23 protein-coding genes are annotated in these 23,558 nt (G+C 73.2%); 19 read left to right on the top strand and 4 right to left on the bottom strand.

Annotated features, from left to right (window positions below):
• The first annotated feature begins 330 nt into the window (after positions 1-330).
• The 10 genes from ACWEFJ_RS03680 (at position 331) to ACWEFJ_RS03635 (ending at position 10,709) form a co-directional block, all read left to right on the top strand.
• Complete coding sequence (locus ACWEFJ_RS03680; RefSeq protein WP_378093009.1) at positions 331-717, top strand: very short patch repair endonuclease; 387 nt, start codon at positions 331-333, stop codon at positions 715-717.
• Between the two features lie 13 nt (positions 718-730).
• On the top strand, positions 731-1,819 hold the full coding sequence (locus ACWEFJ_RS03675) for a DNA cytosine methyltransferase (RefSeq protein ID WP_378093007.1): 1,089 nt from the start codon (positions 731-733) through the stop codon (positions 1,817-1,819).
• A 117-nt stretch (positions 1,820-1,936) separates the two neighbouring features.
• Positions 1,937-2,467, top strand: coding sequence for a hypothetical protein (locus ACWEFJ_RS03670; protein WP_378092987.1), 531 nt, complete (start codon positions 1,937-1,939; stop codon positions 2,465-2,467).
• Positions 2,468-2,506: 39 nt separating this feature from the next.
• Positions 2,507-2,776, top strand: a complete 270-nt coding sequence (locus ACWEFJ_RS03665) for a GlsB/YeaQ/YmgE family stress response membrane protein (RefSeq protein WP_449712817.1) — start codon at positions 2,507-2,509, stop codon at positions 2,774-2,776.
• Between the two features lie 560 nt (positions 2,777-3,336).
• A complete protein-coding gene (locus tag ACWEFJ_RS03660; protein ID WP_378092983.1) occupies positions 3,337-3,828 on the top strand; it encodes a SigE family RNA polymerase sigma factor in 492 nt (163 codons plus the stop codon).
• Positions 3,825-4,610: a hypothetical protein gene (locus ACWEFJ_RS03655; protein WP_449712816.1), complete on the top strand. Its 786-nt coding sequence runs from the start codon at positions 3,825-3,827 to the stop codon at positions 4,608-4,610. The genes ACWEFJ_RS03660 and ACWEFJ_RS03655 overlap by 4 nt, the downstream gene beginning before the upstream one ends.
• Positions 4,611-4,722: 112 nt before the next feature.
• Positions 4,723-7,629, top strand: coding sequence for a DEAD/DEAH box helicase (locus ACWEFJ_RS03650; RefSeq protein WP_449712815.1), 2,907 nt, complete (start codon positions 4,723-4,725; stop codon positions 7,627-7,629).
• Positions 7,622-8,404, top strand: a complete 783-nt coding sequence (locus tag ACWEFJ_RS03645; RefSeq protein ID WP_449712814.1) for an SWIM zinc finger family protein — start codon at positions 7,622-7,624, stop codon at positions 8,402-8,404. The genes ACWEFJ_RS03650 and ACWEFJ_RS03645 overlap by 8 nt, the downstream gene beginning before the upstream one ends.
• A gap of 40 nt (positions 8,405-8,444) precedes the next feature.
• On the top strand, positions 8,445-10,172 hold the full coding sequence (locus tag ACWEFJ_RS03640; protein WP_449712813.1) for an acyl-CoA dehydrogenase: 1,728 nt from the start codon (positions 8,445-8,447) through the stop codon (positions 10,170-10,172).
• A gap of 117 nt (positions 10,173-10,289) precedes the next feature.
• Positions 10,290-10,709 carry an ester cyclase gene (locus tag ACWEFJ_RS03635; protein WP_449712812.1) on the top strand — a complete coding sequence of 140 codons (420 nt, stop codon included), beginning with the start codon at positions 10,290-10,292 and terminating at the stop codon, positions 10,707-10,709.
• An 81-nt stretch (positions 10,710-10,790) separates the two neighbouring features.
• Here the strand turns inward: ACWEFJ_RS03635 and cspE are convergent, their stop codons facing one another.
• The gene (gene cspE, locus ACWEFJ_RS03630) at positions 10,791-10,997 is read right to left on the bottom strand and encodes a transcription antiterminator/RNA stability regulator CspE (RefSeq protein WP_053717138.1); all 207 of its coding nucleotides are present in this window, start codon (positions 10,995-10,997) and stop codon (positions 10,791-10,793) included.
• 243 nt (positions 10,998-11,240) lie between these two features.
• On the opposite strand from cspE, the gene ACWEFJ_RS03625 reads away from it, so the two are divergent.
• Positions 11,241-11,573: a hypothetical protein gene (locus ACWEFJ_RS03625; RefSeq protein WP_378092971.1), complete on the top strand. Its 333-nt coding sequence runs from the start codon at positions 11,241-11,243 to the stop codon at positions 11,571-11,573.
• Between the two features lie 23 nt (positions 11,574-11,596).
• On the top strand, positions 11,597-12,319 hold the full coding sequence (locus ACWEFJ_RS03620; protein ID WP_449712811.1) for a hypothetical protein: 723 nt from the start codon (positions 11,597-11,599) through the stop codon (positions 12,317-12,319).
• Here the strand turns inward: ACWEFJ_RS03620 and ACWEFJ_RS03615 are convergent.
• Positions 12,316-12,765: a pyridoxamine 5'-phosphate oxidase family protein gene (locus ACWEFJ_RS03615; RefSeq protein ID WP_378092967.1), complete on the bottom strand. Its 450-nt coding sequence runs from the start codon at positions 12,763-12,765 to the stop codon at positions 12,316-12,318. The genes ACWEFJ_RS03620 and ACWEFJ_RS03615 overlap by 4 nt on opposite strands.
• A gap of 135 nt (positions 12,766-12,900) precedes the next feature.
• Here ACWEFJ_RS03615 and ACWEFJ_RS03610 point away from each other — a divergent pair, with 135 nt between their 5' ends.
• A complete protein-coding gene (locus ACWEFJ_RS03610) occupies positions 12,901-13,365 on the top strand; it encodes a winged helix-turn-helix transcriptional regulator (protein ID WP_378092965.1) in 465 nt (154 codons plus the stop codon).
• Here the strand turns inward: ACWEFJ_RS03610 and ACWEFJ_RS03605 are convergent.
• A complete protein-coding gene (locus ACWEFJ_RS03605; RefSeq protein WP_378092963.1) occupies positions 13,358-14,467 on the bottom strand; it encodes a sugar ABC transporter substrate-binding protein in 1,110 nt (369 codons plus the stop codon). The genes ACWEFJ_RS03610 and ACWEFJ_RS03605 overlap by 8 nt on opposite strands.
• 318 nt (positions 14,468-14,785) lie before the next feature.
• On the opposite strand from ACWEFJ_RS03605, the gene ACWEFJ_RS03600 reads away from it, so the two are divergent.
• Positions 14,786-14,926 carry a hypothetical protein gene (locus ACWEFJ_RS03600; protein ID WP_378092961.1) on the top strand — a complete coding sequence of 47 codons (141 nt, stop codon included), beginning with the start codon at positions 14,786-14,788 and terminating at the stop codon, positions 14,924-14,926.
• A 63-nt stretch (positions 14,927-14,989) separates the two neighbouring features.
• Here ACWEFJ_RS03600 and ACWEFJ_RS03595 read toward each other — a convergent pair whose 3' ends face one another.
• Positions 14,990-17,962: a glycine--tRNA ligase gene (locus tag ACWEFJ_RS03595; protein ID WP_449712924.1), complete on the bottom strand. Its 2,973-nt coding sequence runs from the start codon at positions 17,960-17,962 to the stop codon at positions 14,990-14,992.
• A gap of 185 nt (positions 17,963-18,147) precedes the next feature.
• Here ACWEFJ_RS03595 and ACWEFJ_RS03590 point away from each other — a divergent pair, with 185 nt between their 5' ends.
• From ACWEFJ_RS03590 to ACWEFJ_RS03570, 5 genes are all read left to right on the top strand, one after another.
• Positions 18,148-20,178 (top strand): LCP family glycopolymer transferase, encoded by a 2,031-nt coding sequence (locus tag ACWEFJ_RS03590; protein ID WP_449712810.1) that lies wholly within the window; start codon positions 18,148-18,150, stop codon positions 20,176-20,178.
• A gap of 19 nt (positions 20,179-20,197) precedes the next feature.
• On the top strand, positions 20,198-20,863 hold the full coding sequence (locus ACWEFJ_RS03585) for a SanA/YdcF family protein (RefSeq protein ID WP_378092659.1): 666 nt from the start codon (positions 20,198-20,200) through the stop codon (positions 20,861-20,863).
• Positions 20,864-20,994: 131 nt separating this feature from the next.
• The gene (locus tag ACWEFJ_RS03580; RefSeq protein ID WP_378092661.1) at positions 20,995-21,477 is read left to right on the top strand and encodes a helix-turn-helix domain-containing protein; all 483 of its coding nucleotides are present in this window, start codon (positions 20,995-20,997) and stop codon (positions 21,475-21,477) included.
• A gap of 113 nt (positions 21,478-21,590) precedes the next feature.
• Positions 21,591-22,769 carry a Mur ligase family protein gene (locus ACWEFJ_RS03575; RefSeq protein ID WP_378092663.1) on the top strand — a complete coding sequence of 393 codons (1,179 nt, stop codon included), beginning with the start codon at positions 21,591-21,593 and terminating at the stop codon, positions 22,767-22,769.
• The gene (locus ACWEFJ_RS03570) at positions 22,766-23,482 is read left to right on the top strand and encodes a type 1 glutamine amidotransferase (protein WP_378092665.1); all 717 of its coding nucleotides are present in this window, start codon (positions 22,766-22,768) and stop codon (positions 23,480-23,482) included. The genes ACWEFJ_RS03575 and ACWEFJ_RS03570 overlap by 4 nt, the downstream gene beginning before the upstream one ends.
• The last annotated feature ends 76 nt before the right edge of the window (positions 23,483-23,558 follow it).

Here is a 23,558-nt window from a genome sequence, read left to right as displayed (position 1 = left end):
TGCGGGCAGTGGGCGCGGTGCCGGCGTCGGCGCGGTGCGGGCAGTGGGCGCGGTGCGGGCAGTGGGCGCGGTGCCGGCGTCGGCGCGGTGCGGGCGGTGGGCGCGGTGCCGGCGTCGGCGCGGTGCGGGCAGTGGGCGCGGTGCCGGCGTCGGCGCGGTGCGGGCGGTGGCCGCGGTGCCGGCGGTGGCCGTAGTGCGCGCGGTGGCCGCGGTGCCGGCGGTGGCCGTAGTGCGCGCGGTGGCGTGTGGTGCCGGCGTCGGCGCGGTGCGGGCGTGGGCCATCATGGCCGGGTGCCGAACCTGGAAACGACGGACGACGTCCGGGCCCGGATGAGCAAGCAGCGGTCCCGTGACACGGGCATCGAGGTGGCGTTGCGGCGCGAGCTGCACCGGATGGGGCTGCGCTACCGGGTGCACCAGCGGCCGGTGCGCGGGGTCCGGCGCGAGGCGGACGTGGTGTTCGGGCCCGCGAAGGTGGCGGTGTTCGTGGACGGGTGCTTCTGGCACGGCTGCCCGGAGCACGGCACGTGGCCGAAGCGCAACGGCGAGTTCTGGCGCTCCAAGATCGAGGGCAACCAGGCGCGGGACGCCAACACCGACCAGGCGCTCGCGGAGGCGGGGTGGCTCGCGGTGCGGGTGTGGGAGCACGAGGACCCGGCCGACGCGGCGAGTCGGGTCCGGACCACCGTGCTGCGGCGGCGTGGTCGGCTAGCCTGAGCCCGTGCTGTCGATGATCGACCTGTTCGCCGGGTGCGGCGGCATGACCTCCGGGTTCGCCGCGGCGGGCGGCTACCGGCCGGTCATGGCGGTCGAGTGGGACCTGCACGCGGCGGCCACGTACGCGGCGAACTTCGGCGAGGACCACATCCGCTGGTCGGACATCGCGGCCGTGCCGGACAGCGCGATCCCCGAGGTGGACGTCATCGTGGGCGGGCCGCCGTGCCAGGGGTTCTCGAACCTCGGCTCGAAGGACGTCAACGACCCGCGCAACTCCCTGTGGCGCGAGTACCTGCGGTTCGTGCGGCGGGCCCGGCCCTCGGTGTTCGTGATCGAGAACGTCGACCGGTTCCTGGCGTCGACCGAGTTCGCGCTGCTCCGGGCCGAGACCGAGGGCTACGAGCTGAGCGCGGGCATCCTGCACGCGGCGGACTTCGGCGTGCCGCAACGGCGTCGGCGGGCGATCGTGATCGGCTCGCGGATCGGCCGGATCCCGCTGCCCGCCCCGACGCACCCGCGCGAGCGCTGGCACACCGTCGGCGACGTGCTGCGCGGGCTGCCGGAGCGGCCGGTGACGACCGCGCTGCCGAACTCCGTGGTGGAGTTCTTCGGCCGGGAGCTGCCGGGGCCGTTCAAGAGCCCGGAACTGCACATCGGCCGCAACCCGACCCCGATGTCGTTGGAGCGCTACCGCCACATCCCGCCGGGCGGCGGCCGGTTCGACCTGCCGCCCGAGCTGCTGCCGCGGTGCTGGCGGGAGAAGAAGACCGGCACGACCGACGTGATGGGCCGGATGCGGTGGGACGAGCCGTCGCTGACCATCCGCACCGAGTTCTACAAGCCGGAGAAGGGCCGCTACCTGCACCCGCAGTGGGAGCCGGGCGAGGGCGGGCACCGGGTGGACCGGCCGATCACGCACCTGGAGGCGGCGCGCCTGCAGTCGTTCCCGGACACCTTCGAGTGGTGCGGCACGAAGATCGAGGTGGCGCGGCAGATCGGCAACGCCGTGCCGCCGTCGCTGGCGAGGGCCATCGCCGAGCACCTCAAGCCGTACCTGACGGGGTCCGAGCCGGCCGCCCCGGGCTGCCCGCTCTGCCGCTGAGCCGACCGCCGCCGGCTCGCGCGGCGATGGTGCTGTCGCTCGCCCGGTCGGGTTCATCCGGCAGCTCGTCCATCAGCCGGCCCGGAATTGTCGGACCCCTCCGCTAGCGTCATCACCATGACGACAACCACGTATGAGAACTCGGTCCGCGTCGGCTCCACGACCTACCAGGTGGTGGCCACGGCCGACCCGGAGCTGTCGGTGGACCTCGCCGGCGTCGACAGCTCGGGCGCGCTGGTGGCCGAGGGCAACCTCCGCCTGCCCGCGGCGGCCGGCGCGAAGATCGGCAAGTTGCTGGCCCAGGTGCTGGAGGCGTTGGGCAGGCTCAGCGGTCCCGCGTCCGGCTCGGCGCGGGACCGTCCGGCGAACGCCAACCAGCCGTGGACGGCGGACCTGGACGACGCCCTGCGGGCCGACTGGCTGGCCGCGACCGGGGACACGCCGACCGTCGAGCTGATCCGCTCGCTCGCCGCCCGGCTGGAGCGCTCGCCCACCTCGATCCGGTCCCGGCTGGCCAGGGTGGGCTGCGATCCGGACGTGCCGGGCCGGGCGCTGTCGGCGGAGGCGGCGGAGGTGTTCCGGGTTCAGGGTCGGGATCAGGGGCGGGTCAGGGGCAAACCCGATTCGGGCGGGGAGGAGGGGCGGTGATGCTCGAGGTGGACGCTCAGGGCGAGGAAAGGACCTCTTGTGGAGATCACCGGGCTCATCTCGGCGCTGGTCATCGGTCTGGTCATCGGCGGCCTCGGCCGGCTGGTCGTGCCGGGCAGGCAGCAGATCTCGATGGTGGTGACGCTCCTGGTGGGCGTCGCGGCGGCTTTCGTGGGCACGCTCGTCGCGTCGCTCCTCGGCGTCGCGAACACCTCGGGCGTCGACTGGATCGAACTGGCCCTCCAGGTCGGCCTGGCCGGCGCGGGAGTGGCCACCCTGTCCCGCAAGAGGTCCCGCCAGCACGCCTGACACCCCACCGACACGACCCACCCGACCTCGCGCCGCCTGCCACGACCACCACGCCGGACCGGACCATGGCCGGGATCCGGGCTGGTGCGCAGGCGGCGCGGAGGTCGGGCCTTCCGACGCGGCTCGCTACGGCTCGGCGCGGCCGGGCAGCCGGTCGGAGACGCCTGATCGGAGCGGCCGCGTGTGGGGCGAGGGCTCCGCCGGAGCGACCGGGCTGGGCGGCGCGAGGGACCCGGGGTGGGGAGCCCGGCCGGGATGTCCTGGTCGGGCGACCTGGTGGGCTCCCGGCGGGAGCGGCCCGCCAAGGCGCGTCCCCAAGTCGGAGGAGCGGGCGGCGAGGTCGATCATGGCCGGTGGCGTGATCGGCTGACTCGGTGTGCCCGGCGCAGGATCCGTGCGCCGGTGGGATCGGTCGGTTGTGGACCGTCTTCCATGCTCCGTGGCGATCGGGCGCGGGGGTGCCGGGCGGTCGGTCGGAATCCGGATGCAACGAAAGGGGGCACTTCGGCATTAGGGGTGGGAACGAGGCACGAGGCACAGTCGACGATCGGGAGTGGCCGATGGAGTTTGCCGAGTACGTGGCAAGGCAGCGTCCCGCGCTGATGCGGTTCGCCACGGTCCTCACCTGCCGGACGTGGCTGGCCGAGGACCTGGTGAGCGACGTGTTGGGCCGGGCCTTCGAGCGCTGGGACCGGATCTCGACCATGGCCGAGCCGAACGCCTACGTGCGGCGGATGGTCGTCAACGAGTACCTGTCCTGGCGCAGGAGGTTGACCCGCACGTCCCCGCGCGCCGAGGTCGAGCCGACGGTGGTCTCCGACGGCGCGGACGAGCGGGCCGAGCGGGACGCGATGATCCGCCGCCTCGCCGGCCTGCCCAGGAAGCAGCGGGCGGCCGTGGTGCTGCGCTACTACGCGGGCCTGTCCGACAGCGAGATCGCCACACAGCTGGGGTGTCGGGAACCGACCGTCCGCAGCCAGATCCACCGCGCGCTCAAGGCCCTGCGCATCGACCTCACCGCCGGCGTCCCCCACTTCCAGGAGACCTCATGAGCGACCTCCGCACCCTCCACGATGCCTTCGCCGAGCTGGAGCGGCGCGCGGACGCCGCCGCCTCGACCACGGCCCCCGTCGCGCGGCCGCGCCGAACCGTGCGGCCGGCGCCCGTCGCGGCCACCGTCGCCGCGGTGGCGGTCCTGGTCGCGGGTTCGGTGTGGCTGGCGCCGGGCGACTCCGGCACGCACGTCGCCGACCCGCAGACCACCTCCTCGTCGCCCGCACCGACCACGTCCGCGGCGCGCAGCCCGGTCCCGACCTCGCCGGACGACCTGATCACCCGGTTCAGGGCGGTGCTCGGCGGCACCGCGACGTTCGAGGTGACCATGAAGACGATCGTGCCGAGGACCGCCCCGTCGCAGCACCAGCAGCCGGAGATGTCGGTGGTGACGCCGGAGCCGGGCGACCCGAACAACAGCGCGCTGGTCGGCGGGACCCTGATGTCCGCGGGGTCCACCGGGGGCTTCGCCCTGATGATCCGCCGCACCGATTCCGGGCCCGACGAGTGGTGCGCCTTCTCCCGCACGGACGACTGCGACGTCAGCACGCTGCCCGACGGCTCCGTGCTGGCGACCGGGACCGGGCGGCCGGATGCCGGCGCGGTGTCGTACATGGCGGCCCTCAGGCGGCCCGACGGGACGTTGGTGGTCCTGAACGTCAGCAACCAGGAGGACCCCCTCGGCGCTGTGGTCAACTCGCCGGGCGGCGCGATCCACTCGCCGCAGCCGCCCCTGAGCCTCGACCAGCTGAAGGCGATCGTCACCTCCGACAAGTGGTGACGCGCTGCGGCCGGCCGGCCGCAGAGAGGCGATCCGACCGGGGGCGGGCGGTCCGGGGGACGGGGTGGGTGGGGAGGTGGTGGGACACGGGGCGCATAGTGCGGGGGTGTGGGTGTTGCACGCCTTGGGCCTGAGCGGGGGCCGGGTCGGGGTCTGGGCCGAGGATTCCCGGCTGCCGGCCCGGGTCTCGGCGCGGCTGCCCCGTGCCGCGGTGCCCCACCCGTTCGCGGTGGACGGGGACGACCTCGCCGCCGTGCTCGGGGGCGGTGGAGCAGGCGCTGTCCCGGTGCGGCTGCCGTCGTACGCGAGCGGGCCGGTGGCGTCGCCCGAACTCGTCCGGGAGGTCACGGCCGGCGGTCGGCGCGGGGCCGTCCGGTGGCGGGAGTGGGTGGTGCCCGTCGTGTGGCTGGACGGTGTTCCCGAAGGGCTCCCCGACTGCCGGGTCGGGGCTTCCGGGAAGTTCCTGACCGAGCTGCTGGAGTTCGCCGGCGAACTGGTCCGGCGGGGGCGGGTGCTGCCGGGGATCGACGCCGACGGGCACGCGCGGTGGCGGGCGGTGCTGGTCGGGGTGGACTCGTCGCGCGGGGCGGCGTTGCGGGCGGGTGTGCCGCCGTCGTTCCTGGCGGCCGGGGCCGGGGACGTGGTGCCGGACGTGCTCGACCGTGCGGTCGACCGCCGGGTGCGGGCCTTGGTGGGCGGTGGGGGCGCGACCGCGGACGGGGAGGTCGGGCGGTGGCTGGCGGCCCTGGTCGGCGACTCCCGGATCGACGGTGACGTCACCGCGTTGCGGGCCCGGGTCGCGGCCTGGCACGGCGGGCTTCGGCAGAGTCCCGTCCGGACCTGCTTCCGGCTCGGCTCGCCCGACCAGGGCGGCCCGGACCAGGACGGGTGGCGGGTCGAGTTCCTGCTCCAGGCCGTGGACGAGCCGAGCGTCGTGGTGACGGCCGAGCAGGTGTGGCACCGGCAGGACGCGGTGCTGCGCCGGTGGGTCGACCGGCCCGAGGACGTGCTGCTGGGCGACCTCGGCCGGGCCGGGCGGCTCTACCCGGCCCTCGACCGGGCGCTCGCCGCCCGGCGGCCGGTGGAGCTGGCCCTGGACGTGGCGGGCGCCTACGACTTCCTGCGGCACGCGGCGTTGCTGGCGGAGGCCGGGTTCGGCGTGATGCTGCCCGCGTGGTGGCGTCAACCCCACCGGCTGGGTCTCCGGCTCACGGCCACCAGCCGCGGCACGGCGGGGCAGGTGGCCAAGGAGAGCGAACTCGGCCTGAAGGTGCTGGTCGACTACCGCTGGGAGCTGGCGGTGGGCGACGAGCCGCTCACCGAGGCGGAGCTGCGGTCGCTCGCCGGGGCCAAGGTGCCGTTGGTGCGCGTGCGCGGCCAGTGGGTGCACGTCGACCCGAAGCGCCTCGCCGCGGGCCTCGCGTTCCTCGAGCGCGGTGGTGGGCAGATGACCGCCGCGCAGGTGCTGCTGCACTCCGGCCTGCACCCCGAGGACGCCGACCTGCCGCTCCCCCTGAACGGGGTCGGCGCGACGGGCTGGCTGGGCGACCTGCTGTCCGGCCAGGTGGAACACCACCTCGAACCGGTGCCGCGACCGCGCGGACTGCTCGCCGAACTGCGCCCCTACCAGCAGCGGGGCCTGGCGTGGCTCGCGTTCCTCGACCGGCTGGGCCTGGGCGCGTGCCTGGCCGACGACATGGGGCTCGGCAAGACCGTCCAACTGCTCGCCCTGGAGGCGCACAACCGGCAGCACGGCAAGCGGCTGCCGACGTTGCTGGTGTGCCCGATGTCGGTCGTCGGCAACTGGCAGCGGGAGGCCGCCCGCTTCACCCCCGACCTGGAGGTCCGCGTCCACCACGGCGCGGACCGCGTCCTGGACACCGACTGCGACCTGGTCATCACCACCTACGCGGTGCTCGCCCGGGACGTGGCCCGGCTGACCGGCGTGACCTGGGACCGGGTCGTGCTGGACGAGGCGCAGAACATCAAGAACAGCTCGACCCGGCAGTCGAAGGCGGCGCGCGCCCTGCCCGCCCGGCACCGGGTGGCCCTGACCGGCACCCCGGTGGAGAACCGGCTGGCGGAGCTGTGGTCGATCATGGATTTCGTCAACCCGGGCATCCTCGGCACGATCAACACCTTCCGCGCCCGCTTCGCCGTGCCCGTCGAACGCCACCACGACGAGGACGCCGCCGTCCGCCTGCGCCGCATCACCGGCCCGTTCGTGCTGCGGCGGCTCAAGACCGACCCCCGGGTCATCACCGACCTGCCGGACAAGATCGAGGTCAAGCAGCTCTGCACGCTGACCGCCGAGCAGGCCACGCTCTACCAGGCGGTGGTGGACGACATGCTGGCCAAGATCGCCGAGGCGGAGGGAGTCCGGCGCAAGGGCCTGGTGCTGGCCACGATGTCGCGCCTCAAGCAGGTCTGCAACCACCCGGCGCAGCTCCTCGGCGACGGCTCCCGCGTCGCCGGCCGCTCCGGCAAGCTCGCCCGGCTGGAGGAGATCCTCGAGGAGGCGCTGGCCGACGGCGACAAGGCGCTGTGCTTCACCCAGTTCACCGCCTTCGGCTCGCTGGTCGTGCCGCACCTGGCCGCCCGGTTCGACACCGAGGTCCTGTACCTGCACGGCGGCACGCCGAAGCGGCGGCGCGACGAGATGGTGCGGCGGTTCCAGGAGGCGGACGGCCCGTCGCTCTTCGTGCTGTCGCTGAAGGCGGGCGGCACGGGGCTGAACCTCACGGCCGCGAACCACGTCATCCACCTCGACCGGTGGTGGAACCCGGCGGTCGAGGACCAGGCCACCGACCGGGCGTTCCGGATCGGCCAGCGGGCCCACGTGCAGGTGCGCAAGTTCGTCTGCGTCGGCACGCTGGAGGAGCGGATCGACCGGATGATCGAGGAGAAGCGCGGGTTGGCGCAGCTCGTGGTGGGCGCGGGCGAGGACTGGCTGACCGGGTTGTCGACCGGGGAGCTGCGCGAGCTGTTCGCCCTGTCCGGGGAGGCGGTCGGTGACTGACCGGACCGGGGAGCGGGGCGGCCCGACGCGCGGCAGTCGGGGCGACGGGGCGCGGACGTGGTGGTCGCGCCGGTTCCTGGAGGTGCTGGAGTCGTTCGGCATGGCGGACCGGCTCGGCCGCGGCCGGAGGTACGCGCGCACGGGCCAGGTGATGAGCCTGTCGCTGTCGACCAGCCTGGTCGTGGCGCTGGTCACGGGCGCCCGCCCGGAGCCGTACCGGGCGCGGATCGGCGTGCGCAAGTTCACCGACGACGAGTGGCGGCGCATCGAGCACGCGCTGGCCGACCGGGCGGTCTTCGCGGCGAAGCTGCTGGCGGGCGAGATGCCGCCGGAGATCGAGGACGTGCTGGCCGACCTCGGCCTGACCCTGTTCCCGCGCACGATGCGCGAGCTGTCCATGGACTGCACGTGCCCGGACTGGGAGGTGCCGTGCGAGCACCTCGCCGCCACCTGCCACCTGCTCGCCGGGTCGTTCGACACCGACCCGTTCGAGATCCTGGCCTGGCGCGGGCGGTCGCGGGAGGACCTGCTCGACCGGCTGCGCGACCTGCGGGCCCCCGTGGCCCCCGCGCCGCCCGCGCCGGCGGCCGAGGCGACCCCGGCGGAGTCCTTCGAGGGCTTCTGGGCGCGGCCGGAGGTCGCCGGGGTCGCGCCGGAGGTCCCCGAGCCGACCACCCGCCCGGACGTGCTGCTCGACCGGCTCGACCCGCTCGTGGTGGACGGCCGCTCGGTGACCGACGACCTGCGCCCGCTCTACCGGCGGCTGGCGCGGTAGCCACCGGGCCCCGCAAGTTACCGACTGGTAGCGTCCGGCGGTGACGAAGGGAGAACCCCCGGTGCTGTTCGACCCGAACACCTACGACCCCGCCCACCTCGACGCCGAGAGCCGCCGACTGCTGCGCGCGACCATCGACTGGTTCGAGCAGCGGGGCAAGCGCCGCCTCATCGCCGACGACCAGGCGAAGGTCTGGTACGCCGAGTTCCTGGACTTCGTCGCGCGCGAGAAGCTGTTCGCGACCTTCTGCACGCCCGCGGCCGAGGCCGGCGGCGACCCGCACAAGCGCTGGGACGCCGCCCGCAACGCCGCCCTGAGCGAGGTCCTCGCGTTCTACGGCCTGCAGTACTGGTACGCGTGGCAGGTCACCGTGCTCGGCCTCGGGCCGATCTGGATGAGCGACAACGCCGCGGCCCGGAAGAAGGCCGCCGAACTCCTCGACCGGGGCGCGGTCTTCGCGTTCGGGCTGTCGGAGAAGGAGCACGGCGCGGACGTCTACTCCACCGACATGGTCCTCACGCCCACCGCCGACGGCTTCACCGCGACCGGCGGCAAGTACTACATCGGCAACGGCAACGTGGCGGGCATGGTGTCGGTCTTCGGCCGCCGCGCGGACGTCGAGGGCCCCGACGGGTACGTCTTCTTCGCCGTGGACTCCCAGCACGAGAAGTTCACGCTGGTCAAGAACATCGTGGACGCGCAGATGTTCGTCAGCGAGTTCCGCCTGGACGACTACCCGGTCACCGCGGACGACATCCTGCACACGGGCTCGGACGCGTTCAGCGCCGCCCTCAACACCGTCAACGTCGGCAAGTTCAACCTGTGCACGGCCTCGATCGGCATCGACGAGCACGCGTTCCACGAGGCCGTCACGCACGCCCACAACCGCGTCCTGTACGGCAAGCGGGTCACCGACTTCCCGCACGTCCGGCAGAGCTTCGTGGACGCCTACGCCCGCCTGGTCGCCATGAAGCTGTTCTCCGACCGCGCGGTGGACTACTTCCGCAGCGCCTCCCCCGACGACCGTCGCTACCTGCTGTTCAACCCCATCACCAAGATGAAGGTCACCAGTGAGGGCGAACGGGTCCTGGACCTGCTCTGGGACGTGATCGCGGCGAAGGGCTTCGAGAAGGACACGTACTTCTCGATGGCCGCCCGCGACATCCGCGCGCTGCCGAAGCTGGAGGGCACGGTCCACGTGAACCTCGCCCTGGTGCTCAAGTTCATGCCCAACCACCTGTTCCACCCCGCCGCGTACCCCGACGTCCCGACCAGGCACGACCCGGCCGACGACGCGTTCTTCTGGCGGCAGGGCCCGGCGCGCGGCCTCGGGCGGGTCAGGTTCCACGACTGGGAGACCGCCTACCGCGAGCACGCCCACGTGCCGAACGCGGCCCTCTTCCACGAGCAGGCCCGGGCGCTGCGCACCCTGCTCGCCACGGCCGCGCCGGACGAGGAGCAGCAGCGGGACCTGGACTTCCTGCTCACTCTCGGTCACCTGTTCACGCTGGTCGTCTACGGCCAGTTGGTGCTGGAGCAGGCCCGGATCACCGACCTGGACACCGACGTGCTGGACCAGGTGTTCGACGTCCTGGTGCGGGACTTCTCGGCCTACGCGGTCGGGCTGCACGGCAAGGCGTCATCCACGGAGGCGCAGCAGCGCTGGGCGGTCGAGCAGGTCCGCAGGCCCGTGGTCGACCGGGACCGCTTCGAGCGGGTGTGGGCGCGGGTCGCGGCGCTGTCCGGCACGTACGAGATGCGCCCCTGAACCGAACGGGTGAATGGCCGCGTCATCGCGTACCAACGACCCGGCCACTGTCTTGACTGGTGACCACCCGTCCGTGTTTCGTCGTCAGCTACCGACGAACCGGAGGGGTGCGCACGCATGACCGCGTCCAAGGCACTGCGGGCCCTGCGGGAGGCGATCGTCCTGGAGCACCTGGAGTCGGAGAACGAACGCGAGTTCGACACCGCCGTGGGCGCCTTCGACCACCCGCGCTGCGAGATCGTGGCGACCGGGCAGGTGTTCGACGGCCGGGCCGAGGTCGCCGGGTACTACGCCCGGGTCGGCGACGCGTTCCCCGACCGGCGCAGCACGCTGGTGGAGCTGCACCACGCCGACGACGCGGTGATCGTGGAGCTGGAGCTGCGGGGCACCCACCTGGGCAGCCTCGGCGGCGAGGAGCCGACCGGGCGGGCCTACCGGGTGCGCGCGACGGCGTTCTTCGTGTTCGACGACGCGCGGCTGGTCGGCAAGCGGGTCTACGGCGACCAGGTCGGCCACGCGCCCGCCCTGAGCAGGTGAGCGCACGATTCGGGCCGCCACCCCCGCGAACGGGAGTGGCGGCCCGAAAAGATCCAGGTCCTGGTGGTGACCCGGATTAGGTCAGAGCGGTCGAACCGTCTGCGCCTGCGGGCCCTTCTGGCCCTGGCCGATCTCGAACTCCACCCGCTGGTTCTCTTCCAGGGTGCGGTAGCCGTTGCTCTGGATCTCCGAGTAGTGCACGAACACGTCGGCGCCACCGTTGTCCGGGGAGATGAAGCCGAAGCCCTTCTCCGCGTTGAACCACTTGACGGTGCCCTGAACTGCCATCTTGCTACTTCTCCTCTAACAGGTGCCGGATCGCGCTTGCGACCACCGGGTCAGCTAGGGCCCCGGCCCCTCCTGGCGAGGAAAGTTCGGCGCCCGCAACTCCGTTCCGCGAGCGTGGTGGAACACGAACACAGAAAGGTACGACCGAGGACAGTCAACCACGACATCCCACCGGCAGTCGAGCGGAAGAACGCGCGAGTCGCACTGCTACCGTGGGCAGGGCAGCGATCACAGGGGGTCCCGATGCCTGAACCGATGCTGGTCACCATCGCCGCGTCGCTCGCCTCGCGCGCCGTCGCGGGGCTGTACGAACTGGTCCGGGCGAAGTTCGCGGACGACCCGGCGGCGACCGCGGCGCTCACCGCGGCCGAGGGCGCGGCGGAGGACTCCCCGCAGGTCAAGGCGCTGAGCGAGGCCCTGGAGCGCACCGTGCGGGCCGATCCCGCGTTCGGCGCCGAGCTGCGCGCGCACCATGCCGTGACCCAGACCGGCAGGGTCACCAACCAGATCTCCGGCACGGTCCACGGCAACGTCCTGCAAGCGGGCGACATCCAGGGCGGTGTGAGCTTCAACTGATCCGGCCGGGTGAAGATGGGGTGGTGTACGCGCTCCACCTGCCCCAGGCCCGGCTGCTGTTCTTCTTCCTCGGCCTGGTGGTCACCTTCGTCCTCATCCGGATCAGCGTCCGGTTGATCCGGGCGGAGGTGCGCTGGTGGCCGGGCAACATCACACCCGGCGGCACGCACATCCACCACGTCGTGTTCGGCACGGTGTTCATGCTGCTCGGCGGCGTGACCGGGCTGGCCGTCCCGGACGACATGCACGGCGTGCGGGTGGCCGCGGCCGCGCTGCTCGGCGTCGGCGCGGCCCTCGTGCTGGACGAGTTCGCGCTGCTGCTGCACCTGCGGGACGTGTACTGGACCAAGGACGGCCGGCTGTCGGTGGACGCCGTGTTCCTGGCCATCGGCATGACGGGCCTGCTGCTGGCGGGCGCGCGGCCGCTGGGGTACGACGAGTTCTACGGCGAGGGCGTGGCCCTGCGGGTGCTCATCGTCCTGGTCAACCTCGGGTTCGTGATCGTGACGCTGCTCAAGGGCAAGGTCTGGACGGGGCTGCTCGGCCTGCTGGTGCCCGTGCTGCCGGAGATCGGCGCGGTGCGGCTGGCCCGTCCCGGCTCGCCGTGGGCCCGCTGGCGCTACCCCGAGGGCTCGCGCAAGCTGCGCCGGGCGTACCGCCGGGAGGCCCGCGTCCGCCAGCCGCTGATCCGGTGGAAGATCCGCGTGCAGGAGTTCATCTCCGGCAGGCACGACGAGGACGGCTAGTCCGGCTCGCCGAAGTCGCTGGTCAGCCACCGCACCGGACGACCGGTGAACAGGACGAACGTGCCCGACGGGTCGGCGGTCTCGGCCTCGGCGAACGCGCGGGCGTCGGCCTCCGGCAGGTACCTGCCCGTCACGGCCAGGACGTCTTCGGTCGACGGCGCGCGTTCGGCGCGTTCCACGACGCACTCGGCGGTGACGTACCGGTACGGGTACGTCGGCCGCTGCACGCACAGGCTGAACGCGCCGGCCCGCTCCAGCAGCCGGGTCTTGCGCGCCGTGCGGCCCTGCGTGCCGGTGAAGAACCGGATCCGGCCGTCCCGGTGGGCGTAGAACACCGGCACGGTGAGCGGCGGGCGGTCGGCGGCGGCGACGCTCAGCACGGCCACGTGCGGCAGGTCGAGGAACGCGTCGCGCTCGGCGTCGGTCATGGTCCTGGGCACGGTCACGCCCTCCCGTCGCGGGGCGTGCGGGCGGTGCGGGGCGCGGTCGGGCGGGCCATGGGCGAACCTCCAAGTTCCCTGAGGGAACTGACCCTAGCCCACAGCGTTCCCTGAGGGAACCCACAGCGGTAGACTGGTCCCGTGCAACGGACGAGGTTCGGCGACATGGCGTGCTCGATCGCGCGCACCCTGGACGTCATCGGCGAACCGTGGTCGCCGCTGATCCTGCGCGACGTCTACGTGGGCATCGCCCGCTTCGACCAGATCCAGGAAGACCTCGGCATCTCCCGCAAGGTGCTCGCCGAGCGGCTGAGGTGGCTGGTCGAGCAGGACGTGCTGGAGCGGCGCGAGTACTCGGCCCGGCCGGTGCGCCACGAGTACGCGCTCACCCGCAAGGGCGTCGAGCTGGTCGAGCTGCTGATGGTGATGGTGCGCTGGGGCGACCGCTGGACGGCGGGCGGGGCGGGACCGCCCGCGCTCTACCGGCACCGCGCCTGCGGCCGGGTCGCGCACGTGGAGCTGCGCTGCTCGGAGTGCGGCGCGCCGATGGGGCCGGAGGACGTGGACGTCCTGCCCGGCCCCGGTGCCGCCGTGCCCGCTAGTTGACCAGGATGCCCAGCTCGGCGCAGTCGTCCGCGGTGTCGCCCGCGCACAGCTCCGCGGGCTTGACCACGCTCTCGGCCACGAGCGTCCGCACGTTCTCCCGGGTGATCAGGTCCGCGCCCAGCAGCACCGACTTCACGTCCCGCTTCGCCACCAGGTCGCGGGTGTTGCCGGTGGCCAGGTCGTCCGCGCCGCTCAGGTCGCCGCGCGCCACCGCGATGGCGAGCCGAGCCGCCGCCTCGGCCTCGTCGCGGATCGGCTTGTAGACCGTCATGCACTGCTCGCCGCGCAGGATCGCGCGCAGGCCCTCGACCGTGGCGTCCTGGCCCGTCACGGGCACCCGACCGGCCAGGCCCTTGGCCCTGAGCACCTCGATCGCCGCGCCCGCCAGCCCGTCGTTGGCCGCCACCACGCCGTCCACCGAGCCGCCGTTGGCCCCGAGCACCTGCTCGAAGGTGGCCTTGCCGATCACCGGGTCCCAGCGGTCGACGGGCTTGCTGTCGACCAGCCGCAGCGCGCCGCTGTCGTACTTCGGGCCGAGCTTGCGGCGCTGCCCGTCGAAGAACATGGTCGCGTTGTTGTCCGTCGGCGCGCCCTGCAGCTCGATGATCCGGGCGCCGGGCTTGTCGCCGAGGCACTGGAGCAGGCCCTCGGCCTGCAGCTCGCCCACGTTGAAGTTGTCGAACGAGACGTAGTACTCGGCCTGGCCGCCCAGGCTGATCCGGTCGTAGTTGATGACCGGGATGCCCGCGTCCTTCGCCTTGCGCTCGACCGCCGCGCCGCCCTCGGGGCTCAGCGGCGTCGTCATCAGCACCTTGACCCCGCGCGCGATCATGGCGTCGGCGATGCTCGCGAACTTCGCCTCGTCGCCGTCCGCGTTCTCGATCACGCCCTCGACGCCCGCGAAGTTCATCGCCTGGAGCAGCAGCGGCCGGTCCTGGTCCTCCCACCGGTCCGACGACGAGCGGTCCGGCAGGATCACGCCCACGACCGGTCTCGGCGCGCGGCTGCCCGTGGGCGGCGCGAGCGGGTCGACGGCGCCCCCACAGGCGGCGACGAACAGGACGAGGAGACCGCAGGACACGGCTCGGGCAAGCCTTCGCATTCGCCAACCCCTTGCGCGGCACATCGACGTGGACAGCCGAAATACGGAATGTCGCGGAATTCCATCTCTCCGGGTGCGGGTTCGTCAAGACGTAGCAACGCCGCAGCTCCGAATGGTCTGCGTCAAACGCCGGATCGACCTCCCCCGACCATCGAAACCGCTGGTCGAACCGTTACAGCGCGCTACTAATCACGCTCCGCAGCCGAATGGTCACGGATTCGGCAGCTACGAAAGGGGGACTTCCCGTTCGGGCGATTTCTGTGCGATGGTGTCGCCTGCCGAACCCTGGCCGGGTGTGTGAGGAGTAGCAGCGTGAGAATGATCCCCGCAGCGCTGGTGGCCGTGGCCGCCGCGGCGTTGCTCGCCTTGGGCGCCGGGTCCGCCGCCGCCGAACAGGTCACGCCGGACCACACCGTCGCCGTCGCCAGCGCCAACCTGGACGACAACCGCGACATGTAGCCGCAAGACGGCGCGGTCCCCGCCCGCCGGCGCACCGGGGGGCGGGGATACCACTGGCGCGCCTCAGCCCAGGGCGGCGCCCAGGGCCTGCCAGTCCAGCACCGGCGCGGCCAGGTCGCGGATCGCGGCCAGCAGCCCCAGCCGGGCCCGCCGCACGTCGGCGTCCTCGGCCATCACCAGCACCTCGTCGAAGAACGTGTTCACCGGCCCGGTCAGCCCGGTCGCCGCGGCGGCGAACGCCGCCAACCCCGTGACGCCCGCCGGCACGTCCGCCAGCGCCTTGTGCAGCGCCACCTCGGCCGGTTCGGCCAACACCTGAGGGTCGTACTCGCCGACGGTGTCCGCGGGCACGATCCGCCGCACCCGCTGCAACGCGGCGACCAGCGCGGCGAAGTCCGGGTCGCCCGCCAGCGCGGTCAGCTCGGCCAACGTCGTGTCGGCCACCGCCGGCGCGTCGGCCAGCGGCAGCACCGCGTTGACGAACCGGTGGTCGTGCCCGGCGTCGAGCAACTGCTGCTCGTACCGCCGCACGGCGAACTCGCGCGCGGCGTCCAGCGCCGCGGCCGGGATGGTCGGCGACTCGTCCCGCCGCTGCTCCTCGACCTCCTGCGCGGCCAGCGCCAACGCCTTGGTCAGCGTGATGCCCTTGAGGTCCGGGAACGCCCGCAGCACGCTCACCGCGCCCAGCGCCGCCCGCCGCAGCCCGAACGGGTCGGAGCTGCCGGTCGGGTTGGCCCCGATGCCGAACAGCCCGGCCAGCAGGTCGAACCGGTCGGCCAGGGACAGCAACGCGCCGGGCGTGGACGACGGCAGCGCGTCGCCCGCCGAGCGCGGCAGCTCCATCTCGTACAGCGCGCGGGCGACCTCGGGGGTCTCCCCGGCCCGCTCGGCGTACTCGCGGGCCATCACGCCGGCCAGGCTGGACAGCTCGATCACCATCTGCGAGCCCAGGTCGAACTTGGCCAGCTCGCCCGCCCGCGCCAGCGTGTCGTCGGCCGCGCCGACCTCCTCCGCGAGCCGCCGCGCCAGCGCCGCGATCCGGGCCGCCCGGTCGGCCATCGAGCCCAGCTTGTCGGCGAAGGTCAGCTTCTCCAGGCCGGCCTTCATGTCCTCCAGCGGCGTGCGCAGGTCGGCCCGCCAGAAGAACGCCGCGTCCTCGTACCGGGCGCGCAGCACGGCCTCGTTGCCCGCGCGGACCAGGTCCGCGTCCACCTCGCCGTTGGCGACCGCGACGAAGTGCGGCAGCAGCGCGCCGTCCCGGGCGCGCACCGGCAGGTAGCGCTGGTGCTTGCGCATCACCGTGGTGAGGATCTGCGCGGGCAGCTCCAGGTAGCGCTCGTCGAACGAGCCCAGGATCGGCGTGGGCCGCTCGACCAGGTTGGTGACCTCGTCCAGCACGCCCTCGAAGTCCACGACGCCGCCCACGGAGGCGGCCAGCTCCTCGGCGCGGGCCACGATCGCGTCGCGCCGCCGTTCCGCCGAGGCGTCGATGCCGTGCCCGGCCAGGAACTCCAGGTAGCCGTCCGCCGTGGGGACCTCCACCACCGGCGTGGCGGCGGTGCGGTGCACGCGGGTCTTCGGCTCGGCGGCCAGGGAGGACACCGCGACCGGCACCGGCGTCGTGCCCAGCAGGGCCAGCAGCCAGCGGATCGGGCGGGTGAACGACAGCTTCGGGTCGTTCCACTTCATGTTCTTCTCGGCGCGCAGCTCCGCGACCACCTCGCCGAGCAGCCCGCTGAGCACCTCCACCGCGCCGCGACCGGGGTCGGTGCGGACCAGGGCGACGTGCTCGACGCCGTTCTCGGTGACCCGGCCCAGCGCGGCGACGTCCACGCCCTGGCCGCGGGCGAACCCCTGGGCGGCCTTGGTCGGGGTGCCGTCGGCGTCGAACGCGGCGGACACGCGGGGACCGCGCACGGTCTTCTCCGCGTCCGGCTCGCGCGGGGCCACGTCGGGCACCAGCACGACGACGCGCCGGGGCGTGCCGTGCACCTCGACCGCGCCGTGGGCCAGCCTGGTCGCGCCCAGCTTGTCCGCCACGGCCTGCCGGACCGCCTGCACGGTGCGGGTGACCTCGGCGGGCGGCAGCTCCTCGGTGCCGATCTCGAACAGCAGCGTGCTCGCGTCCGCGACCTCGGCGAACGTCGCGGGCAGCGCGGCCGGGGCGGGGGCCTGCGCGAGGCCGAGCGGGTGGCCCAGCTCCTCGCGGCGGGCCGCCCAGAGCTGGGCGACCTCGCGGGCCAGGCCGCGCATCCGCCCGAACGCGCGGGCCCGCTCGGTGGTGCTGATCGCGCCTCGCGCGTCCAGCACGTTGAACGTGTGCGAGCACTTGAGCACGTAGTTGTGCGCCGGCACGGGCAGGCGGGCGTCGAGCATCCGGCGCGCCTCGGCCGCGTACTCCTCGAACAGCCGCTTGTTGGCCTCCACGTCGGCGTCGTCGAGGTAGTAGCGGCTCATCTCGTACTCGGCCTGGCCGAACGCCTCGCCGTAGGAGATGCCGGGCGCGTAGGCGATGTCCTTGAAGTGGTCCACGCCCTGCAGCGCCATCATGATGCGCTCGATGCCGTAGGTGATCTCCACCGACACCGGGTCGAGCGACATGCCGCCCGCCTGCTGGAAGTAGGTGAACTGGGTGATCTCCAGCCCGTCCAGCCACACCTCCCAGCCCAGGCCCCACGCGCCGAGCGCGGGCGAGGCCCAGTTGTCCTCGACGAACCGCACGTCGTGCGCCCGGACGTCGATGCCCAGCGCCTCCAGGCTGCCGAGGTACAGCTCCTGCGGGTCGCCCGGGTCGGGCTTGAGGATCACCTGGAACTGGGTGTGGGTCTGGAGCCGGTTGGGGTTCTCGCCGTACCGCGCGTCGTCGGGCCGCACGCTGGGCTCGACGTACGACACGCGCCACGGCTCGGGGCCGAGCACCCGCAGCACGGTGGCGGGGTTCAACGTGCCTGCGCCGACCTCCGTGTTGTACGGCTGCACGACGACGCAGCCCCGTTCGGTCCAGTACCGGGTCAGCGCGAGCAGCGCATCCTGCATGGTCAGCACGGTGGCAGTCTACGAACGCGGGCACCCCGACCTCACAATCGGGTAACCGGCCTGGTCAGGCCGGCCTCCGACCGGTATCACCACGTCCGGCGCGGTGGCTGTGCGACGCTGGTGGCAACCCGGGCGGCTCGTCACGCGTCCAACGGGGCGTACCCGGGTACATGGGAGGAGTGGGAGTGGACAACCGGCCGCCGAGGCCAGGCGAGCCCGACGGGTTCCGCCGGCGACCCGTTCCCCCTCGGCACCCCTCCGCGGGCCAACCGCCGCGCGCCCAGCCGCCCGGACGACCCGAACCGGGTGGCCGACCCGAACCGGGTGGCCGGGTCGAGCCGCCGCGCCGCGGTCCCGAGCGCCCGACGGGCGAACGACGCGCGCCCGGGGAGCGCCGCCCCGGCAACGACCCCGGGTCCGCGGACCGGCCGCGCGCGCCGAGGGCGGGCAACGAGCCCGTCGGCCGGCCGAGGCCGGGCGCGGACGGCCCGCGTCCCCCCGCCGGCCGCCGCCCGCCCGAGGACGGCCGGGCCGACCCGCGCCGCTCCCCCGACCCCCGCCGCGCCGCCGACCCGCGCCGCTCCCCCGACGACCGCCGCTCCCCCGACGACCGCCGCTCGCCCCGGGACCGGCAACCGGCCGACGCGCGCCGTGCCGCCGCGTCGCCACGGCCCGCCGGGCAGCGCCCGCGCCCTGCCGCCGGCCGCACCGGCCCGCCGCGCCGCCGCCCGCCGGAGCGCCCGACGACCGGCGGCGCGATCTTCGGCCGCGCGCTCCTGGCGCTGTTCTCGGCCGCCGTGCTGCTGGGCACCGGCTACGCGTGGGCGAACCTCAACACGCTGCTCGACGACATCGCCACCACCGACGTGATCAGCGACGAGGGCGGCGGCGAGAAGCCGGCCGACGGCTCGGTCGACATCCTCATGGTCGGCATGGACAGCCGCACCGACTCGAAGGGCAACCCGCTGCCCCAGGAGATCCTGAACGAGCTGCACGCGGGCAACGAGAACGACGGCGGCCTGAACACCGACACGCTGATCCTGATGCACGTGCCCAACGACGGCGGCAAGGCCGTCGCGGTCTCGTTCCCGCGCGACTCCTACGTGCAGATCGCGGGCGGCTACGGCCGGCACAAGATCAACTCGGCGTACGGGTACGGCAAGAACGCCGCGATCGCGAAGCTGGAGCGCGAGGGCGTCAAGGACCCGGCCCAGCTGGAGGTCCAGTCGCGCCAGGCGGGCGCGCGCAACCTCATCGAGACCATCGAGAACCTCACCGGCGTGACCATCGACCGCTACGCCGAGATCAACCTGGTCGGGTTCTACGAGATCACCAAGGCCGTCGGCGGCGTGGACGTGTGCCTCAACCAGGCCACCCGCGACGACATGTCGGGCGCGAACTTCGCCGCCGGGCCGCAGAAGGTCCAGGGCCGCGAGGCGCTCGCGTTCGTCCGGCAGCGGTACGGGCTGCTGCGCGGCGACCTCGACCGGATCGTGCGCCAGCAGGTGTTCATGGCGGGCCTGGCCAAGCAGATCCTGTCCGCCGGCACGCTGTCGGACCCCGGCAAGCTCAGCTCCCTGATCGACGCGCTGACCAAGTCCATCGTGCTGGACAAGGACTGGAACGTGCTCCGGTTCGCCACCCAGATGAAGGACCTGACCGGCGGCAACCTCAAGTTCGAGACGATCCCGACCGGCAACCCGGAGCTGCAGACGCCCGAGGACGGCACCGCGATCGAGATCAACGAGCGCGAGGTGAAGAAGTTCTTCAAGAACCTCGGCGCCGACCCGACCCAGGCCGGCACGACCACCCCGACGATCGACAACGCGACGGTGACCGTCGAGGTGCGCAACGCCTCCGGCTCGCCGGGCCTGGCCGGCCGGGTGCTCCAGGCGCTCGTGGCCGAGAGGTTCGTCGACGGCGGCGCGGACAACGCCTCGCCCATGGACGCGTCCGTGGTCCGCTACGGCGTCGGCGGCGAGGCCGGCGCGGAGGCGGTCGCCGACGCCCTGGGCGGGCTGGAGATCGAGCAGGACGACGCCATCCCGACCGGGCACGTCCGCGTGTTCGTGGGCGCGGACTACTCCGGCCCCGGCACGCAGACCCTCGCCGGACCGCCGCTGGTCGGCCTGGACGGCGCGCGGCAGCAGCAGGGCGCCGGCACGACGACGACGGAGCCGCCCATCACCGCGGACGGGGTGCGCTGCGTCAACTGACACCGTCTCGGGGGGAGCCGTGGGCAGTTTCATCAAGCGGGTGCGCTGGAAGCGGGTGCTGGTCGCGCTCGGCGCGCTGGCCGTGCTGGCGGCCGTGCCGTCGGTGTGGGTGCAGGCGGCCAGCGCGCCCTACCGCCACGACGCGGCGGACGTGCCCGACGCCCCGGTCGCGCTCGTGCTCGGCGCGGGCCTGACCGGGGCGGGCACGCCGACGCCGTTCCTCGCGGGCCGACTGGACGTGGCGGCCGACCTGTACCGGCGGGGCAAGGTCCAGGTGCTCCTGGTCAGCGGGGACAACAGCACGACGGACTACGACGAGCCGACCGCGATGCGCACGTACCTGATCGGCCGAGGCGTGCCCGCGGACGTGGTGGTGGCCGATTACGCGGGGTTCGACACGTGGGACTCGTGCACGCGGGCGAAGCGGATCTTCGGCGTGGAGCGGGCGACCGTCGTGACGCAGGAGTTCCACCTGCCCCGGGCGGTGGCGCTGTGCCGTTCGGCGGGCATCGACGCGTCCGGGGTCGGCCACGACACCTCCCAATGGGCGAGCACGACCGCCTACGGGTACTTCCGGGAGGGCTTCGCGGCGGCCAAGGCGATGTGGGACGGCCTCGTCGCCAAGCCCGACCCGCGTTTCCTGGGCCCCCGGGAGAACGGTGTCACCAGCGCTTTGGAGCGATGAAACTCTACTCTAAGTACTACTAGGTTCGCCCGATCGGGCGATAATTCGGACAACCCGCGTAAGCGATCGGCCCGTCGCGCTTTCCATCTCCGTGGGGTCTGTCGGGGCCCCGGCGGACTGGAGGATCGACGGTGCAGATCGACACAGCGGCGTACCAGCGCGTGCTCGGTGATGAGCTCCGCAGCCTTCGCAAGCAGCGCGGATGGACCCGCAAGGAGCTCAACCGCCGGCTGCAGAGCGACATCTCGCTGCAGACGTTGGCCACGTACGAGTTGGGCACCCGCCAGTGCTCGGTGGTCAGGTTGGTGGAGATCTGCCTCGCCCTCGGCGTGCCCGCGCACCAGGTGCTGGCGCGGGTGCACGAACGCGTGTTCGGCGACGCCCCCGCCGGGCACCTCTCGGTGGACCTGGCCACGGTCGTCGCCGACACGCGACCGCAGCTCATGCCGCTGCGCCGGTGGGCGCAGGGCAGGCTCGCGCACCTGGTGCCCGGCCAGCCGCCCGAGGTGCACCTCGACCTGCCCGCGCTGGAGTACATGGCCCAGTTGTGCCAGCTCAGCACGGTGGACCTGATCCGGACCCTGCGGGAACTGGAGCACCACGGCCCCCGGTAGCATCGGGGGATCCCCCTCCCCTGACAGATCCGGGAAGTCGGTTGCCGAACACTCCAGGTGCAGACCCAGCCCGCCTGCCGCTGCGCACCGCCGCGGCCGTGCGACTGGGCAACATGAGTTCCAAGCTGTCGCAGAAGATGGGTCTCGGCGCCGGCGGCATGATCGGCGGCCGGGTCGCGCTGAAGCTCGACCCGCAGGCGCTGGCGCACTTGACGTCCAACCGTTCGGTCGCGCTCGTGACCGGCACCAACGGCAAGACGACCAGCACGATGATGCTCAGCCGCGCCACGTCGTTCCTCGGCGAGGTCGCCACCAACCACGGTGGCGCGAACATGCCCGACGGGCACGTGACCGCGCTGTCCAAGCAGCCCGACGCGCCGTACGCGGTGCTGGAGGTCGACGAGGGGTACTTCCCCGAGGTCGTGCGCGCCGCGTCGCCCGCCGTGGCGGTGCTGCTCAACCTCAGCCGCGACCAGCTCGACCGGGTCGGCGAGGTGCGCACCATCGAGAGGTCGCTGCGCACGGCGCTGGCGTCGGTGACCGGGGTCGTGGTGGCCAACTGCGACGACATCATGGTGACGTCCGCGGCCCGCGACTCGGCGAACGTGGTGTGGGTGGCCACCGGCACGGGCTGGCACAACGACGCGGCCTCGTGCCCGCGCTGCGGCGACCCCATCCGCTGGGAGGGCGAGCACTGGCACTGCACCGGGTGCGACCTGGCCCGGCCGCGGCCGCAGTGGGTGACCGGCGACGGGTACCTGGTCACGCCGAACGGCGTGAAGCTGGAGCTGTCGCTGCGGCTGCCCGGCAAGTTCAACCAGGCCAACGCGGTCATGGCCACGGCCGCCGCGGTGGCGCTGGGCGTGCCGGTGGAGGAGGCCGTGCAGCGGTTGCGCGCGGTGTCCAACGTGGCCGGTCGCTACCGGACGATCCAGCGGTCCGGGCACCGGGCCCGGCTGCTGCTGTCGAAGAACCCGGCCGGGTGGAGCGAGACGCTGACCGTGGTGCGCGAGGCCGACCACCCCGCCGTGCTGGTGATCAACGCGCAGGAGGCCGACGGGCGCGACCTGTCGTGGCTGTGGGACGTGCCGTTCGAGCGGCTGCGCGGGCGGCAGGTGATCGCGTCCGGCGAGCGGGCGACGGACCTGGCCGTGCGGCTGACGTACGCCGAGGTCGAGCACACGATCGTGCCGGACCCGCTGCAGGCGATCGACGCCATGCCGCCGGGACCGGTCGAGGTGATCGCCAACTACACCGCATTCCGCGACCTGAACGCGAGGGCCGCCCAGTGAGCACCAGCAAGGTCCAGATCGCGCTCGTGCTGCCCGACCTGCTGGGCACGTACGGCGACTTCGGCAACGCCGTCGTGCTGGAGAAGCGGATGACGTGGCGGGGCATCTCCGCCGAGATCGTCAACATCCGGTTCGGCGAGCCGGTGCCCGAGTCGTGCGACATCTACGTGGTCGGCGGCGGCGAGGACACGGCGCAGACGCTGGCCGTGCGGCACCTGCGCGACCACCCCGGCATGCAGCGGGCGGCGGCGCGCGGCGCGGTGATCCTCGGCGTGTGCGCGGGGATCCAGATCTTCGGCGAGTCGTTCACCCGGGCCGACCAGGTGACGCACCCCGGTCTCGGGCTGATCGACTCGACCTCGCACGCCGGTGGCAGCCGCGCCATCGGCGAGGTCATCGCCACGCCCGCCGACGGGCTGTTCGAGGGCCTGCTGACCGGGTTCGAGAACCACCAGGGCCGGACCGTGCTCGGACCGTCGGCGCGGCCGTTGGCGCACGTGAAGGTGGGCACGGGCAACGACGGTTCGGTGGAGGGCGCGGTGCAGGGCCGGATCCTGTGCACGTACCTGCACGGTCCCGTGCTGCCGCGCAACCCGCAGATCGCCGACCTGCTGATCGAGTGGGCCACGGGCGTCAAGCCCGCCCCGCTGGAGCTGCCCGACGTGACCCGCCTGCGCGCCGAACGCGCCAAGGCCGCCGGCGTCCCGCTCTGAACGCTCAACTCACCCGTTCCGAACGTAGGACACACGCGTTCCGAACGTAGGACACACGCGAGAGTCCAAGCGTGTC

This window comes from Actinosynnema sp. NPDC004786 (assembly GCF_053601135.1).
The sequence above is the reverse complement of the archived record's forward strand: the minus strand, read 5'-3'. Positions and strand labels throughout refer to the sequence as shown.

Coding starts and splice junctions, on each gene's coding strand:
- ACWEFJ_RS03680 (WP_378093009.1), top strand. CDS start 331: ATGAGCAAGCAGCGGTCCCGTGACACGGGCATCGAGGTGGCGTTGCGG.
- ACWEFJ_RS03675 (WP_378093007.1), top strand. CDS start 731: ATGATCGACCTGTTCGCCGGGTGCGGCGGCATGACCTCCGGGTTCGCC.
- ACWEFJ_RS03670 (WP_378092987.1), top strand. CDS start 1,937: ATGACGACAACCACGTATGAGAACTCGGTCCGCGTCGGCTCCACGACC.
- ACWEFJ_RS03660 (WP_378092983.1), top strand. CDS start 3,337: ATGGAGTTTGCCGAGTACGTGGCAAGGCAGCGTCCCGCGCTGATGCGG.
- ACWEFJ_RS03655 (WP_449712816.1), top strand. CDS start 3,825: ATGAGCGACCTCCGCACCCTCCACGATGCCTTCGCCGAGCTGGAGCGG.
- ACWEFJ_RS03635 (WP_449712812.1), top strand. CDS start 10,290: ATGACCGCGTCCAAGGCACTGCGGGCCCTGCGGGAGGCGATCGTCCTG.
- cspE (WP_053717138.1), bottom strand. CDS start 10,997: ATGGCAGTTCAGGGCACCGTCAAGTGGTTCAACGCGGAGAAGGGCTTC.
- ACWEFJ_RS03625 (WP_378092971.1), top strand. CDS start 11,241: ATGCCTGAACCGATGCTGGTCACCATCGCCGCGTCGCTCGCCTCGCGC.
- ACWEFJ_RS03605 (WP_378092963.1), bottom strand. CDS start 14,467: ATGCGAAGGCTTGCCCGAGCCGTGTCCTGCGGTCTCCTCGTCCTGTTC.
- ACWEFJ_RS03600 (WP_378092961.1), top strand. CDS start 14,786: ATGATCCCCGCAGCGCTGGTGGCCGTGGCCGCCGCGGCGTTGCTCGCC.
- ACWEFJ_RS03595 (WP_449712924.1), bottom strand. CDS start 17,962: ATGCAGGATGCGCTGCTCGCGCTGACCCGGTACTGGACCGAACGGGGC.
- ACWEFJ_RS03575 (WP_378092663.1), top strand. CDS start 21,591: ATGAGTTCCAAGCTGTCGCAGAAGATGGGTCTCGGCGCCGGCGGCATG.